This window comes from Pseudomonas sp. NPDC090208 (assembly GCF_044746785.1).
Lineage (GTDB): Bacteria > Pseudomonadota > Gammaproteobacteria > Pseudomonadales > Pseudomonadaceae > Aquipseudomonas.
In genome coordinates this window covers 579,943-593,035 of the sequence record NZ_JBIVCU010000002.1, presented here as the reverse complement: position 1 = coordinate 593,035, position 13,093 = coordinate 579,943, and the positions used below count along the sequence as shown (strand labels likewise).

At 63.2% G+C, this 13,093-nt stretch carries 12 protein-coding genes and 1 pseudogene; 7 read left to right on the top strand and 6 right to left on the bottom strand.

The features are described 5' to 3' along the window. Positions 1-537: 537 nt before the first annotated feature. Positions 538-2,694: a TonB-dependent siderophore receptor gene (locus ACIPL0_RS05725; RefSeq protein ID WP_400592496.1), complete on the bottom strand. Its 2,157-nt coding sequence runs from the start codon at positions 2,692-2,694 to the stop codon at positions 538-540. Between the two features lie 288 nt (positions 2,695-2,982). Between ACIPL0_RS05725 and ACIPL0_RS05720 the strand changes: the two genes are divergently transcribed. Then, positions 2,983-3,621: a LysE family translocator gene (locus ACIPL0_RS05720; RefSeq protein WP_400592498.1), complete on the top strand. Its 639-nt coding sequence runs from the start codon at positions 2,983-2,985 to the stop codon at positions 3,619-3,621. A gap of 149 nt (positions 3,622-3,770) precedes the next feature. Here ACIPL0_RS05720 and ACIPL0_RS05715 read toward each other — a convergent pair whose 3' ends face one another. After that, the gene (locus ACIPL0_RS05715; protein WP_400592501.1) at positions 3,771-4,658 is read right to left on the bottom strand and encodes a LysR substrate-binding domain-containing protein; all 888 of its coding nucleotides are present in this window, start codon (positions 4,656-4,658) and stop codon (positions 3,771-3,773) included. 113 nt (positions 4,659-4,771) lie between these two features. On the opposite strand from ACIPL0_RS05715, the gene ACIPL0_RS05710 reads away from it, so the two are divergent. Further along, positions 4,772-5,203: a PACE efflux transporter gene (locus ACIPL0_RS05710; protein ID WP_400592503.1), complete on the top strand. Its 432-nt coding sequence runs from the start codon at positions 4,772-4,774 to the stop codon at positions 5,201-5,203. A gap of 123 nt (positions 5,204-5,326) precedes the next feature. Here the strand turns inward: ACIPL0_RS05710 and ACIPL0_RS05705 are convergent, their stop codons facing one another. Together ACIPL0_RS05705 and ACIPL0_RS05700 are read right to left on the bottom strand one after the other, a co-directional pair. Next, on the bottom strand, positions 5,327-6,472 hold the full coding sequence (locus ACIPL0_RS05705; protein ID WP_400593910.1) for a PQQ-dependent sugar dehydrogenase: 1,146 nt from the start codon (positions 6,470-6,472) through the stop codon (positions 5,327-5,329). 74 nt (positions 6,473-6,546) lie between these two features. Continuing rightward, positions 6,547-6,882 carry a hypothetical protein gene (locus ACIPL0_RS05700; RefSeq protein ID WP_400592506.1) on the bottom strand — a complete coding sequence of 112 codons (336 nt, stop codon included), beginning with the start codon at positions 6,880-6,882 and terminating at the stop codon, positions 6,547-6,549. A gap of 382 nt (positions 6,883-7,264) precedes the next feature. Between ACIPL0_RS05700 and ACIPL0_RS05695 the strand changes: the two genes are divergently transcribed. The 5 genes and pseudogenes from ACIPL0_RS05695 (at position 7,265) to ACIPL0_RS05675 (ending at position 11,578) form a co-directional block, all read left to right on the top strand. Next, positions 7,265-8,101 carry an AraC family ligand binding domain-containing protein gene (locus ACIPL0_RS05695; RefSeq protein WP_400592509.1) on the top strand — a complete coding sequence of 279 codons (837 nt, stop codon included), beginning with the start codon at positions 7,265-7,267 and terminating at the stop codon, positions 8,099-8,101. Positions 8,102-8,154: 53 nt separating this feature from the next. Next, positions 8,155-8,757 carry a LysE family translocator gene (locus ACIPL0_RS05690; protein WP_400592512.1) on the top strand — a complete coding sequence of 201 codons (603 nt, stop codon included), beginning with the start codon at positions 8,155-8,157 and terminating at the stop codon, positions 8,755-8,757. A gap of 56 nt (positions 8,758-8,813) precedes the next feature. Then, positions 8,814-9,830, top strand: a complete 1,017-nt coding sequence (locus tag ACIPL0_RS05685) for a diaminopimelate epimerase (protein WP_400592514.1) — start codon at positions 8,814-8,816, stop codon at positions 9,828-9,830. Between the two features lie 419 nt (positions 9,831-10,249). Next, a pseudogene (locus ACIPL0_RS05680) lies at positions 10,250-11,044 on the top strand (PAS domain-containing protein); the annotation flags it as partial. Further along, complete coding sequence (locus ACIPL0_RS05675) at positions 11,045-11,578, top strand: methyl-accepting chemotaxis protein (protein ID WP_400731330.1); 534 nt, start codon at positions 11,045-11,047, stop codon at positions 11,576-11,578. It abuts the pseudogene before it with no gap. Positions 11,579-11,908: 330 nt separating this feature from the next. Here ACIPL0_RS05675 and ACIPL0_RS05670 read toward each other — a convergent pair whose 3' ends face one another. Together ACIPL0_RS05670 and ACIPL0_RS05665 are read right to left on the bottom strand one after the other, a co-directional pair. Further along, positions 11,909-12,346, bottom strand: coding sequence for a nucleoside deaminase (locus ACIPL0_RS05670; RefSeq protein ID WP_400592517.1), 438 nt, complete (start codon positions 12,344-12,346; stop codon positions 11,909-11,911). A gap of 66 nt (positions 12,347-12,412) precedes the next feature. Then, positions 12,413-12,925 carry a hypothetical protein gene (locus ACIPL0_RS05665; RefSeq protein WP_400592520.1) on the bottom strand — a complete coding sequence of 171 codons (513 nt, stop codon included), beginning with the start codon at positions 12,923-12,925 and terminating at the stop codon, positions 12,413-12,415. Between the last annotated feature and the right edge of the window lie 168 nt (positions 12,926-13,093).

Genomic DNA, 13,093 nt, shown 5'->3' with positions numbered 1-13,093 from the left:
GCTCGCGAAAGCGTTGGGTCAGTGGGTGCGGCAGTGTCTGGACGGCCTTCTTCGCGAGCAGGGCTCCCTCCCACAGGTCATCTGTCCGGCTGGCGGATGGTAGCGGTCTTTCGACCGGCATCGCAGCTACGCCTGATTGACTGGTGCCAGGCACGAACCGCTTTTGATTCTGGCCGAAGGCCGTGGGAGGGAGCTCTGCTCGCGAAAGCGTTGGGTCAGTGGGTGCGGCAGTGTCTGGACGGCCGTCTTCGCGAGCAGGGCTCCCTCCCACAGGTCACCTGTCCGGCTGGCGGATGGTGGCGGTCTTTCGACCGGCATCGCAGGTACGCCTGATTGACTGGTGCCAGGCGCGAATCGCTTGTGATTCTGGCCGCAGGCCGTGGGAGGGAGCTCTGCTCGCGAAAGCGTTGGGTCAGTGGGTGCGGCAGTGTCTGGACGGCCTTCTTCGCGAGCAGGGCTCCCTCCCACAGGTCATCTGTCCGGCTGGCGGGCGTTGGCAATCTTTCGGACGCCGAGATTTTTTGTAGGAGCGATGGCTTAGAAGCTCACTGTCGCCGACAGCCGTGCCGTGCGTGGGGCGCCGAGGAACAGGTAGTCGTCGCCCAGGTATTCGCCGACGTCGCGCCAGTAGCGTTTGTCGAACAGGTTGTCGACGGTCAGGCGGAACACGGTGTCGTAGCCGTCGACTTTCGTGCTGTAGCGGCTGCCGGCGTTGAATACGGTGTAGTCGTCGACCTTCACCGAGCCTTCGCGGTTGGCGTATTTGCTGGAGCTGTACTGCATGCCGCCGAGCAGCGCCAGGCCCGGAATCGGCAGGCTGTAATCGGCCGACAGGCTGCCACGATACTTCGGCACGTTGATCGCCTGATGGTCCTCGTAGGCCGCCGTGCCGCTGTCCTCCACCCGCGCGCGGATCGCTGCGACGCTGGCGGCGATCTGCAGTTGCGAGGTCAGCCAGCCATTGGCGCTCAACTCCAGGCCGGTGTTTTTCTGCTGGCCCTGCTGGACGAAGGTCAGCGTGCCGTCGTCGTTGGGTTTCGAATACTGGTAGGCCTGACGGGTCTGGAACAGCGCAGCGGTGAAGCTCATGCGCTGCCAGTCGTACTTGATCCCGGCTTCCAGTTGGCGGGAAATCGTCGGCGCGAGGATTTCGCCGACGTTGGTGTCGAACACCGACGCCGTGCCGCCCAAAGACAGGCCCTTGCTGTAGCTGGTGTACAGCGAAACGTTGTCCACCGGCTTGTAGATCAGCGCCGCCTGGGGCAGGAAGATCGAGCGCTGGGTGTGGCGATTGTCGCTGCCGTCTTCGTTGTAGGCCTTCTCGTCCAGCCGCACCTGGCGCCCGCCGAGCACCGTCTGCCAGTGCTCGTTGAAACTGATGCGGTCAGTGGCGAACAGCCCGTACTGGCGGCTGTCGAGGCGGCGCTCGGTGTGGCCCACGGGCAGGTCGGACGGGGCGAAGGTGTCCGGCGTCTGGTGGACGTTGCCAGAACCGACGTACTCGCTGAAATACGGCCGGGTGTCGACGGTGCGGCGAAATGCGCTGGTGCCGAAGGTCAGTTCGTGCGTGAGGCTGCCGGTGGCGAAACGCCCGGTCATGCTCGCTTCGACTTCATCGTTGCGCCGGGTGTCATCGGGGCTGCGGAAGTCGTAGATGTCGTAGCCGCCGTCGCTGTTGAAATGCCCGGTGACCGGTGTGGTCGAGCAGTCGCTCTGGAAATAGCAGCCGTAGGCGAAGGCGCTGTAGTCGTCGATCACCACGCGGCTGCGCGAGGCGCTGAGGCTGGCCTTCCAGTCGTCGTTGAAGCGGTATTCGTAGCGCCCGTTCATGTTCAGCGAGTCGATGCCCACCGGGTTCGACCAGCTCTGATAGCCGAGCAACTTGCGCGGCGAGGCGTCATGGGGCAACTCGCTGCCGCCGATCAGCTGATAGCCGGGCACCGAGCGCTGTTCCCTGGTCTGGTACTCGACGTCCAATTGCAGGGTCGACTGCTCGTTGATGTTCCAGTCGAACGCCAGCGAGGCGAAATCGCGCTGGCCGTCGGCGTGTTCAACGTAGGAGCGGATGTCTTCGTGGGCGACGTTGGCGCGCAGGCCGAACTGTTTTTCGCTGCCGAACCAGCCGCCGACGTCAGTGGCGATGTAGCGCTCGCCGTGTTCGTTGGTGGAGACGGTCACCGAGCGCACGTCCTCTGGCCGCTTGGTCTTGTAGTTGATGACACCGGCCGGCTCCGACACGCCACTGGACAGCCCCGACAGGCCCTTGAGCAGTTCAACCTGTTCCTTGTTTTCCAGCGCCACGTTCTGCTCGCCGGTGATGCTGCGGCCGTTGATGCGGTAGCTGTTGGCGGCGTTCAGGGAAAAACCGCGGACCACGAAGTTTTCGTAGTAGCCGATCGGCGCATAGCTGTCGCCCACCGAGGCATCGTTGCGCAGCACTTCGCTGAGCAATCTGGCCTGCTGGTTTTTCAGGCGCTCTTCGCTGAACACCGCAATCGACGCCGGGGTGTCCAGCAGCGGCGCGTCATTGAATCCGCCGACCGAAGCGCTGCTGGCCTGGTATTCCGACGCCTGCTCCCCGGACACCTTCACCGCCTCCAGCGTCAGCGGCTCGGCTTCCTGCGCCGCCAGCCACGGCGAGGCCAGGGCAATGCTCAGAGGCAACAGGCGGCGGGCGAAGTGCGGGGTGGTCATCAGAACGAAGCTCCTGGCGGTCTTGGGTGATAGGCAAAAAGGGGGAGCGGATTTATCCGCGATCAGTCATAAGAGCCGCACTGAATCCGAAGCCACCTCGCGGATAAATCCGCTCCCACAAGAGAGAGGTCTTCCGCAAAAGAGGGATCCGGCGAAGCGGCTAACAGCGGCGCACCTTTTACGTTCTGCGTGATTTTTTTACAACCACGACATAAACGTTCCGCCCGCCTCGAAAATCAGTCCGGCGCTGCTTTACACTCCAGCTTCCCCCTTCAAGGAAGTTTCCCTATGACGCCCTCGCTGCTCATGGCCGTGCTCGCCTCCGGCTTTATTTATGGAATTTCGCCGGGCCCCGGCGTGCTGGCGGTGTTTGGCATCGGTGCGTCCCGAGGCCGACGGGCTGGCGCGGCGTTTCTCTGCGGCCATCTGCTGGGCGATGTGATCTGGTGCAGCACGGCACTGGCAGCAATCATCGGCGCGCGGGTGGTCGGCACCACGGCGTTCGACGTGCTCGGCATCATCAGCGGGCTGTTTCTGTTCTGGCTCGGCTGGCGGGCAATTCGTGCCAAGCGCAGCAGCGAAGGCGACGGCAAGACCACCACACGGCATCCGTTCTGGCACGGCATCATGTTCGGCCTGACCAACCCCAAGGCATACCCGGTGGCCGTGGCGACCTTCACCGCCCTGCTCTCCAGCCGTACCGAGCTGCTCAACTGGTCGATGCTGCCGCTGCTGATTCTGATCAGCACCTTGGGCGGCATCGCGGCCTACACGATTCTGGTCAGCGTGGTTGGCGCACGGCAGGTGCGGGCGGTGTATCAGCGCCATGAGCTGACCATTACCCGGCTATGCGGGGTGATGTTCATCGGTTTCGCAATCAACGCGCTGATGCACGCGGTGCCGAGCCTGCTGCCGCGCAGGCCCTGATGGAACCACCTTGCGGAACACAACACCCGTGGGAGGGAGCCCTGCTCGCGAAAGCGGTGAGTCAGTTGACGCAGCAGTGTCTGAACGGGCGCCTTCGCGAGCAGAGCTCCCTCCCACAGGACTTACGTCCGCCGAGATGGCGATGGCGTCTAGGAAAGAGATGCCATTTGCGCCAGCCACTCCAGAAACGCCTTGATCGGCGCCTGCCGCTCACGTCCCGGCACGCACACGGCCACGTATCGCGGGCCGGGCAGGCTGATTTCCGGTCGGTAGGCCACCAGTTCGCCCCGGGCCAGGCTGTCGGCCACCAGCACATTGCTCGCCAGCACCAGACCATGACCGGCGACTGCCGCGCTCAAGGCGAAATGCTCGTCGTCGAACTCGCGCAGGCGCGCGGTCTGCAACCAGTCGTCATGCCCGGCCAAGGCGCACCAACTCTGCCAGCCGACGGCGTAGGCACCGGGAATCTGCCAGCGCAGGTCAATCAATTCCAGCGGGCCACCCTGCAGCACTGCCACTACGTCGGGCGCGCCATACACGGCAAAGCGCTCGTCCATCAGCGGCTGGTGAAACAGCTTCGGGTCGTCGCGGCTGACCGTGCGAATCGCCAGATCGATGCTGGAATCACGCAGCAGATCGACCAGTTCGTTACGGGTGTCGACACGCACGTTGAACTGCGGATAGCGCCGATAAAATCCCGCCAGCCGCGGAATCAGCCAGGCCGCGGCCAGCCCCGGCGTGGTCGACAGGGTCAGGGTCTGCGAGGCGGTTTCCGGGCTGAAGCTTTCCAGACTCAGGCTGATATCCAACAACGCGCGGTGGGTCTGACGGTACAGTTGCTCGCCTTCTTCGGTCAGCCGCACGCCTTGCCCCGAGCGCTCGAACAGCAGCGCGCCGAGCCAGGCCTCGAGGCTTTTCACCTGATGGGAAATCGCCGCCGGGGTCACCGCCAGCTCCTCGGCGGCGGCCTTGAAACTGCCCAGCCGCGCCGCCGCCTCGAAGGTGCGCAACGCGTTCAGTGGAAGAGTGGAAAACACCGGCAGCTCCCTGCATGAAATGAATTGAAGCGGGGTCAATTTATCTCATTTTTCAACCCCGCGACGGGCGGTTAAGGTGGCGACCATTCCTTCAATCGACGCTGGAGAACACCATGCAAGGCCCCACCCGCAAAGTCGTTCAAGCGGTGCTGTACGAAGCCATCGCCATCATGGTGCTGTCCCCAAGCATTGCGCTGGTCTATGACGACGGCCTGGCCCACGCCGGTGCTTTGTCAGTGATGCTCTCGGTCAGCGCGTTGATCTGGAACGTGCTGTTCAACTACGTCTTCGAGTACTGGGAAGCCCGCCAGCCCAGCCGCGAGCGTACGTTCGGACGGCGCTTACTGCACTCGCTGGGTTTCGAAGGCGGACTGGTGCTGCTGTTGGTGCCGCTGGTGGCGTGGTGGCTGGACATTTCCTGGTGGGCGGCGCTGGTGACAGACCTGGGGTTGTTCGTATTTTTCTTCTTTTATGCGTTGGTGTTTCAGTGGGTGTTCGACCGGGTGTTCGATGTACCGGTGTCGGCTCAGGAATATCAGGGATAAACGCCCCGGTGTTCTGTGGGAGCCGGCTTGCTGGCGAAGGCGCCGTGCCAGTCAGCCTTGTGGTGTCTGGCCAGACGCATTCGCCAGCAAGCCGGCTCCCACAATTCAACAACGCGCGATCCGTTACTGTGCCAGCCCCACCTTCAGCAACTTGCCGTCCTGCTCGTCGGTCAGCACGTACAGGTAGCCGTCCGGCCCCTGGCGCACGTCGCGGATGCGCGATTTCAGTTCGCCCAGCAGGCGCTCTTCATGCACCACCTTGTCGTCTTTCAGTTCCAGACGGATCAGCACCTGAGCCGCCAGCGCGCCGATGAACACGTTATGGTCCCACTGCTTGAACTTGTCCGAGTCATAGAACGCCATGCCGCTGATGGCCGGGGATTTTTCCCAGACATGGAACGGGTTCTTCACGCCTTCAACGATCTTGCCTTTGGACTCGGAGATCGGCTGGCCGGTGTAGTCGATGCCGAAGGTCGAGATCGGCCAGCCGTAGTTGGCGCCGCGCTCGATGATGTTGATTTCATCGCCGCCCATCGGCCCGTGCTCGTTGGTCCACAGGGTGCCGGTCCACGGGTTGAGCGCCGCACCCTGCTGGTTGCGATGGCCGTAGCTCCAGATTTCCGGGCGGACGTTTTTCTGGCCGACGAAGGGGTTGTCCTTGGGCACCGAGCCGTCCGGGTACAGGCGCACGACCTTGCCCTGCAACTTGTCCAGATCCTGCGCCGTAGGGCGGTTGTTGTTTTCACCCAAGGCGATGAACAGATAGCCGTCGCGGTCAAACACGATGCGCGAGCCGAAGTGGTTGCCCACCGACAGTTTCGGTTGCTGCTGGAAGATCCGCGTGAAGTTCTCCAGCCGGGTCATGTCGTCCGACAGCCGCGCGCGCCCGGCAGCCGTGCCACCGGTCTTGCCGTCGCTGGCAGCCTCGGCGTAGGTCAGGTAGACCATGCGGTCCTTGGCGAAGTCCGGCGACAGCTCGACATCCAGCAGGCCGCCCTGCCCTTGCACCCAGACCTGCGGCACGCCGGAGATCGGCGCCGTCAGCTTGCCTTCCGGCGTCACCCGGCGCAGGTTGCCGGTGCGCTCGGTCACCAGCATGCCCTTGTTGCCCGGCAGAAACGCCACCGCCCATGGGTGCTGCAAACCGCCCACGACTTCATCCACCGTCAGCGTGCCCTCTTCGCTCTGGTAGGTGGCGGCGGATGCCTGCCACGACAGGCCGATCAAGGCAGAGGCGCACAACAGGGCAAGCAGGCGTTGACGGGGCAGGGTTTTATGCAACATGGGCGATTCCTTCTGGGTGAAAAATAGACGTTCGCTGTCAATGGTCGGGTGTTGCCGGTTCAATTGCTGCGTCGTTCGTTACCGCTGGACGGCCGTGGCGCCTGTTGACGGGTGGGGTAGCCGTTGCCGATGCCGCCGTTTTCCAGGGTGGGCTGACGGGTCTGCGGCGGGCCAAGGTAGGGGCCGCGCATCGTCGGTGCGGTGGAACGGGTGCCTTGCTGGCTGTTGGGATTGACCTGACGGATCACGCCGTTGTCAGGCTGATTGTTGGCCCCGGCGGCCAGTTGCAGGGGCGCGACCGGCTCGCCGGCCTGGACCAGACCCAGGCTCAACAGACCGATGCTCAGCACGCCGCCGAGAAGAAAGATCGCGAGGCCTCGCAGAAAACTGTTCATCATTTACCTGCTGTCGAAAGGGGACGCATGGGGTGTTTGATGGCGATCGAAGCCGTAGGTTCGCGCCATAGGGATGGATGAGCAACGTGTAGGATGATTCGCTTTGTAACAAGAATAGTCCGCAGGACCCGTTGAACCGCGCAACCCGTCGGCGCTTGCACAAATGTTCCAGACCTTGCGTCATCTGCCGGAGTACAGTTTCCCCAAACACCACAGTCCCCCTGTAGGAGCTGGCTTGTCCTGCGACCTGGCGCGAAGCGGCAGTCAATTCAGCAAACGCGATTAGCCTGACACACTGCGTTCGCCGGATTTACGACTGCTTCGCAGCCGGTCGCAGGACAAGCCAGCTCCTACAGACCAACGTCACACATAAGGCCCCCACATGCCCGAACGCCACTGGATCGATCTCAAGCAGGACGCCACGTCCGGCATCGAGACGATGCGCGCGCATTTCGAGGGGCATGCCTATGACCCGCACTGGCACGACACCTACCTGGTGGGCATCACCGAGCAGGGCGTGCAGCAGTTCAACTGCCGGCGCCAGCAGTACAACAGCACGCCGGGCAAGGTGTTTCTGCTGGAGCCGGGCGAGATCCACGATGGCCATGCACCGCAGGACGGTGGTTTTACCTACCGCACGCTGTACCTCGACCCGCAGTGGCTGGAGCGCGAGTTGCGCGCTCAGTTCGAGGAAGCGCCGGACAACGCACAACTGACCTTCGCCGCCACCCTGGCCGATGACCGCCGGCTGGCCTGCGCCACTGCCAACGCCTTTACCGCGCTGCATCACGATGAACTGCGCATCGTCCGCCAGACCGCGCTGGACGGTTTGCTGGCGAGCCTGACCAGCCACCTGCGCTGGCGCGCGCTGGTCAATCCCGATCCACGCCTGCCGCTGGCGGCGCAAAGGGCGCGCGACTATCTGCACAGCCATCTGCATCAGGACATCGGCCTGGACGATCTGGCCAAGGTCGCCGGGGTCGACCGTTTTCGCCTGAGCCGCGCGTTCAAGGCCGCATTCGGCCTGGCGCCCCATGCCTATCTGATTCAACTGCGCCTGACCCGCGCCCGCCGCCTGCTGGCCGGTGGCGAGTTACCGGCGAATGTCGCCGCCGCCCTCGGTTTTGCCGACCAGAGCCACCTCGGTCGCTGGTTCCAGCGCGCCTACCGGATGAGCCCGGCGGACTACCGCAGACGCTGCTCAAATCTTCCAGACTGAGCTGCCCGCCACGGCGATGATCCCTTCACGATCAATCGCATTCGAGTGGTTCCATGGACACCTTTCTGCCGTTTCTGCTGTTCGCTTTCGTCGCTTCCATCACCCCCGGCCCGACCAACATCCTGGTGCTGACCAACAGCTCACGCCATGGCCTGCGCCCGACCCTGCCGATCGTGTTCGGCGCCTGTGCCGCCGCCGCGCTGGTGGTGTTGGCCATTGGCACCGGGCTGGGTCAGGCCCTCGCCAGCCATGTCCAGGCGCAGACCGCGATGGCCTGGATCGGCATCGCCTGGCTGACCTGGCTGGCGTGGCAGATTTTCTCGGCGCCGGCCGAGGCCATCGACCCGTCCCGCAAAGCCGAAGGCCCGCGTCTGGGCCTGTGGAGCGCCGCCAGCCTGCAACTGGTCAATCCCAAGGTGTGGATGATGGCCCTGGCAGTGGTCAGCGTGTTCGCCGGCACCGACGGCGAGCGCTTGCACCGGGTGCTGTGGCTGTCGCTGACGTTTTTCCTGGTGTCCATCCCGTGCATGTTCCTCTGGGCCTGCATGGGCGTCGGCGCGGCCAGATTTCTCAAATCCGCCCGCAGCGTGCTGTATTTCAACCGGCTGATGGCCCTGCTGTTGCTGGCCTCGGCGTGGCTGACCCTGATCCTGTGAAGGCTTCCTGCGAGCCATGATTTAATGCGCGCTCCCCGGATTGATGTGGACACGCCATGGCTCCTTTCTACGATGCACGCGGCAACATTTACGCCGTGATTTCCCCCGAAGCGCTGCGCGCCCTTGGCGTGGCGCTGCCGGATTCGGCCGCCGGCGCCGCAGCCAACCGCCGCAACTGGACCGACAAGGCTGTGGCGCTGATCTGCGACTGGCCCGCAGGCCAGCGCCCGGCCGGCAGCAAACCGCACCGCTCGGACGGCCTGCTGGTCGGCCCGTTCCAGCGCGATTCGTCAAAGAGCGGCGGGCCGTTTGACGTGCTGATCGTCAACACCGACGGCACACTGGCCGAGCGCAGCGGCAACGGCCTGACCATCTTTTCCCAGTCGCTGACCGACAATCGCACGGTCAGCGCTGCTGAAGGCTTCACCCTCAACGTGCATCACGACGGCGCTGACTCGCTCAGCCCGGCACCGACCCGCGTCGACCCGGCCACGGTCGATGGCGTCAACGGCTTCTGGCTGGACATCGGCACCCCGGGCTTCGGCCCCGCCGCCGTGTCAGCCAAAGGCGCGGGCGTCGGCGAGGCCAATCTGAATGGCCGCACGGTCAGTCGCGTCCAGCGCCTGGCCGAACTGCACGGCGACTGGCAGACCAGCGTGTTCGTGCGGGTCGGCAACCCTCATTGCGTGACGCTGGTGAGCGATGAGAACGCGCTGCCGAGCTTTGAACAGTTGCACGAAGAGCCGCTGAATCAGGCGCTGACCCGCATTGCCTTTACCGCCGGTGAGTTTGGCAGCGGCGACCCGTGCCCGGCCGGAGTCAACCTGCAATGGGCCGCGCGCCTGGACGACACGCGGATTCTGGCGCGTGTGTTCGAGCGCGGCGAAGGGCCGACCGCCTCTTCCGGCACCAGCGCCAGCGCCGTGGCTTCGGCGGCCTGGTTCAGCGGCTGGGTCAAGGCCGGACAGGTCGAGGTGATCATGCCCGGCGGCACCGCCCCCGTGCGTCTGCTCGAAGAAAATGGCCGTTTGCAGCAGGTGCAGCTGTTCGGCACGGCCGTGATCAAGGCCTGATCACCGAGGTGTATTGCGCCGTTCCGACCGACGGCGCACTCAAATGCGAAATTGCCATCATGGATCTGGCAAGCGCCAATAGCTTGTCTATGCTCTGAGCAATTGCCGCACGCCAAGTATTTCAAGGCCTGCAGGCAAGTCATCGACATGGACGTCAGGCGCCCGACATGGAATTACCGGTCAACTCAGCAGCCGCTCCAGCTCCCTTCGTCGCCCCACTTGCCATCGGTCGACCGGCGAAGCTCATCCAAAACTGCCCGCCGATGCTCTGCCCCGCTGCTTTCAGCGGTGTTTCCCTCGTCAATTCGATAACTGATGCCATCCCGCCATGACTCAAGCACCTGTCCGGCGGGTCGAACTCCCATAACAGCTCATCAAGGAAGACGGCCATTGCGGCCGCATTTCGCAATCACTGAGGTATGTGGCGAATGTTCAATTCACATCGCAAGGCCGTCGAAGCCGAATTACAGGTATCCACCGCTGCGCTCTGTCAGGCCAAGGCCCAGCTGGCAGCGATCAGTCGCTCCATGGCGATGATCGAATTCAGCCCCGAGGGGGTCATCCTCAATGCCAATGAGAAATTCTGTCGTGCCATGGGCTATTCGCGCGACGAACTGATCGGCAAGCATCACCGGATATTTTGTGAGAAAGAGCTGTATGAAACCGAGGCTTACCGTAAGTTCTGGCGCGACTTGGGCCGTGGCGAGCCGCTGTGCGGGGTCTTCATGCGCCTGGACAAGGCAGGCCGGGAAATCTGGCTGGAAGCCAGTTACATGCCAGTGCTGGACAACGACAATCATGTCACCAGCGTGCTCAAGGTCGCTTCGGACATCACCGTGCGCGCCCACCGGGACCATGAAAATCAGAGCATGATCAACGCCATTGGCCGCTCGATGGCGATGATTTCTTTCTCGCCGGACGGCCATATCGTCGAGGCCAATGAAAACTTCCTGCACACCATGCACTACAGCCGCGACGAAGTGATCGGCCAGCATCACAGCCTGTTCTGCACCCGCGCCGAGGTCGATTCGCCGAGCTACAAGGCGTTCTGGGCGTCACTCAATCGCGGCGAATATCACTCGCACCGTTTCGAGCGGGTGAACAAGTTCGGCGAGACGGTGTACCTGGAGGCGTCCTACAACCCGCTGTTCGACGCCAAGGGCCGGCTGTACAAGGTGGTGAAATTCGCCAGCGACATCACCGAGCAGGTCACCGTGCAACGCAACGCCGCCACCACCGCCCACGACACCTCGGTGCGCAACGACGCTTGTGCCCAGAAGGGCTCCAGCGTGGTGCAGCAGACGGTGGAGGTGATCGAGCACATTTCCCACGACCTCAATGAAGCGGCGCGCAGCATTGATGCGGTAAACAAGCAGTCGGAGGTGATCGCCAGCATCGTGCAGACGATCCGCGGCATTGCCGACCAGACCAACCTGCTGGCGCTCAACGCCGCCATCGAGGCGGCACGGGCCGGTGAGCACGGGCGCGGCTTTGCGGTGGTGGCCGATGAAGTGCGCGGCCTGGCGGCGAGGACCAGCAAGGCGACGGTGGAAATCGTCGATGTGGTCAGGCAGAACAACGAACTGGCGAAGAGCGCGGTGTCGAGCATGCAATCCAGCCTGAGCCGAACCGGCACCGGGGTGGAGCTGGCCAACGAGGCCGGCGAAGTGATCCTGGAGATTCAGCAGGGCTCACGGCACGTGGTGGATGCCATCAGCCAGTTCAATTCGACGTTGCAGTTGCATTGACGTGAATCTGTCCCTGTAGCAGTCAGGTTTGCCGGTGGTGGCGATTTCAATGGCGTCACCGCCGACAAGCCGGACTGCTACGGGGTACGAGTTCGGGTTCAGTGGCGGCTGTTCTGGCCTCTTCGCGACCGTCGTAACCTCCGATCCCTCCCACAGGGGTCAGAGGTGTTCACACGGTCGGCTTCTGGCCGAAGGCCGTGGGAGGGAGCTCTGCTCGCGATAGCGGTGGGTCATTCAGCATGGTGTTGGCTGATCTGACGCCATCGCGAGCAGAGCTCCCTCCCACAGGTTCAGCGGCACCCACAAGATCTCGGGCACCCCAGGAAGCTGTTATTCACCAATATCCTCATTCCACAACTCAGGCTTGTCGGCGATGAATTGCTTCATCAGGCCGATGCAGGTCGGATTGTGCACCACGTCGACCTGCACGCCACGGCTGCGCAGCAGCTCTTCTTCGCCCATGAACGTTTCGTTTTCGCCGACGATGACCTTGCGGATGCCATACAGCAGGATCGCGCCGCTGCACATCGCGCAAGGCGACAGAGTGGTGTAGAGCGTGGCTTCGCGATAGACCCGCGCTGGCTGGCGTCCGGCGTTTTCGAAGGCGTCCATTTCACCGTGCTTGATCGCACTGCCTTCCTGCACCCGGCGGTTGTGGCCGCGGCCGATGATCTTGCCGTCGTGGACGATCACCGAGCCGATGGGAATGCCGCCCTCCTCCAGACCCTTTTGCGCTTCATCGATGGCTGCCTGCATGAATGGGTCCATGGTGTGTCCTTCCCCTGTTCAGTCGAAAAATAGCCCGCGTCGCCGTCGAACCGGCGCCGTAGAGCGTCAAGGCTTGGCTTTTTTCAGGGCGTTGTCCAGCGCTGTGGAGACGTAGACCTTGAGCAGCTCGCTGGAGCGCTCTTTCATGTTGAGGCCGACGTCGCGCTGTTTGTCCTTGAATTTCCTGGCGATGTCGGGCGCAGGATTGCCGACGTCGAGCGCCTGCAGTTCTTCAGACGAGAACGATGCGGCATAAGCCGCCGCCAGGTTGCGGTCCCACTCCTGCTGATATTGCGGCTGCAGGTACTGCAATTCGTCCTGGACGATTTCCTGCGCCTTAGTGCGACCGACCGTTTCGACGATGGTGGTGAACGTCACCGTGCGCGACGCCACCTGATACCCCAGCCAGCCCAGGCTTTCGCCCAGATGGTGATCCTGCACGAAGGCCAGCGCACTGGCTGGAATCTCGACCGGTGCCGCTTCTTCGGCCAGGCTCAGCGGTACTTCCAGCAACAGACCGAGCAGCAGCCCGCCGACCAGCCCGAACACCGTCAACGCCGTCGATCTGCGATATCCCATGTCCTCTCCCCGGCGACTTTTTCTGTGTGATCAACTCATTGACTGCCCGGTGAAATTAGCAGTTGGGCAAGGGTTTGCCAGTCAACCGGGCGTTGTGAACGATTCAGACCACGAAAAGCGGGAAACTGCTGAGAGCAGTTGTAGGAGTGAGCTTGCTCGCGATTGCGA

Excerpts from the sequence above, each read along its gene's own strand:
- ACIPL0_RS05670 (WP_400592517.1), bottom strand. The coding sequence starts at position 12,346 with ATGGACCCATTCATGCAGGCAGCCATCGATGAAGCGCAAAAGGGTCTG.
- ACIPL0_RS05690 (WP_400592512.1), top strand. The coding sequence starts at position 8,155 with ATGGACACCTTTCTGCCGTTTCTGCTGTTCGCTTTCGTCGCTTCCATC.
- ACIPL0_RS05695 (WP_400592509.1), top strand. The coding sequence starts at position 7,265 with ATGCCCGAACGCCACTGGATCGATCTCAAGCAGGACGCCACGTCCGGC.
- ACIPL0_RS05710 (WP_400592503.1), top strand. The coding sequence starts at position 4,772 with ATGCAAGGCCCCACCCGCAAAGTCGTTCAAGCGGTGCTGTACGAAGCC.
- ACIPL0_RS05665 (WP_400592520.1), bottom strand. The coding sequence starts at position 12,925 with ATGGGATATCGCAGATCGACGGCGTTGACGGTGTTCGGGCTGGTCGGC.
- ACIPL0_RS05700 (WP_400592506.1), bottom strand. The coding sequence starts at position 6,882 with ATGAACAGTTTTCTGCGAGGCCTCGCGATCTTTCTTCTCGGCGGCGTG.
- ACIPL0_RS05720 (WP_400592498.1), top strand. The coding sequence starts at position 2,983 with ATGACGCCCTCGCTGCTCATGGCCGTGCTCGCCTCCGGCTTTATTTAT.
- ACIPL0_RS05685 (WP_400592514.1), top strand. The coding sequence starts at position 8,814 with ATGGCTCCTTTCTACGATGCACGCGGCAACATTTACGCCGTGATTTCC.
- ACIPL0_RS05725 (WP_400592496.1), bottom strand. The coding sequence starts at position 2,694 with ATGACCACCCCGCACTTCGCCCGCCGCCTGTTGCCTCTGAGCATTGCC.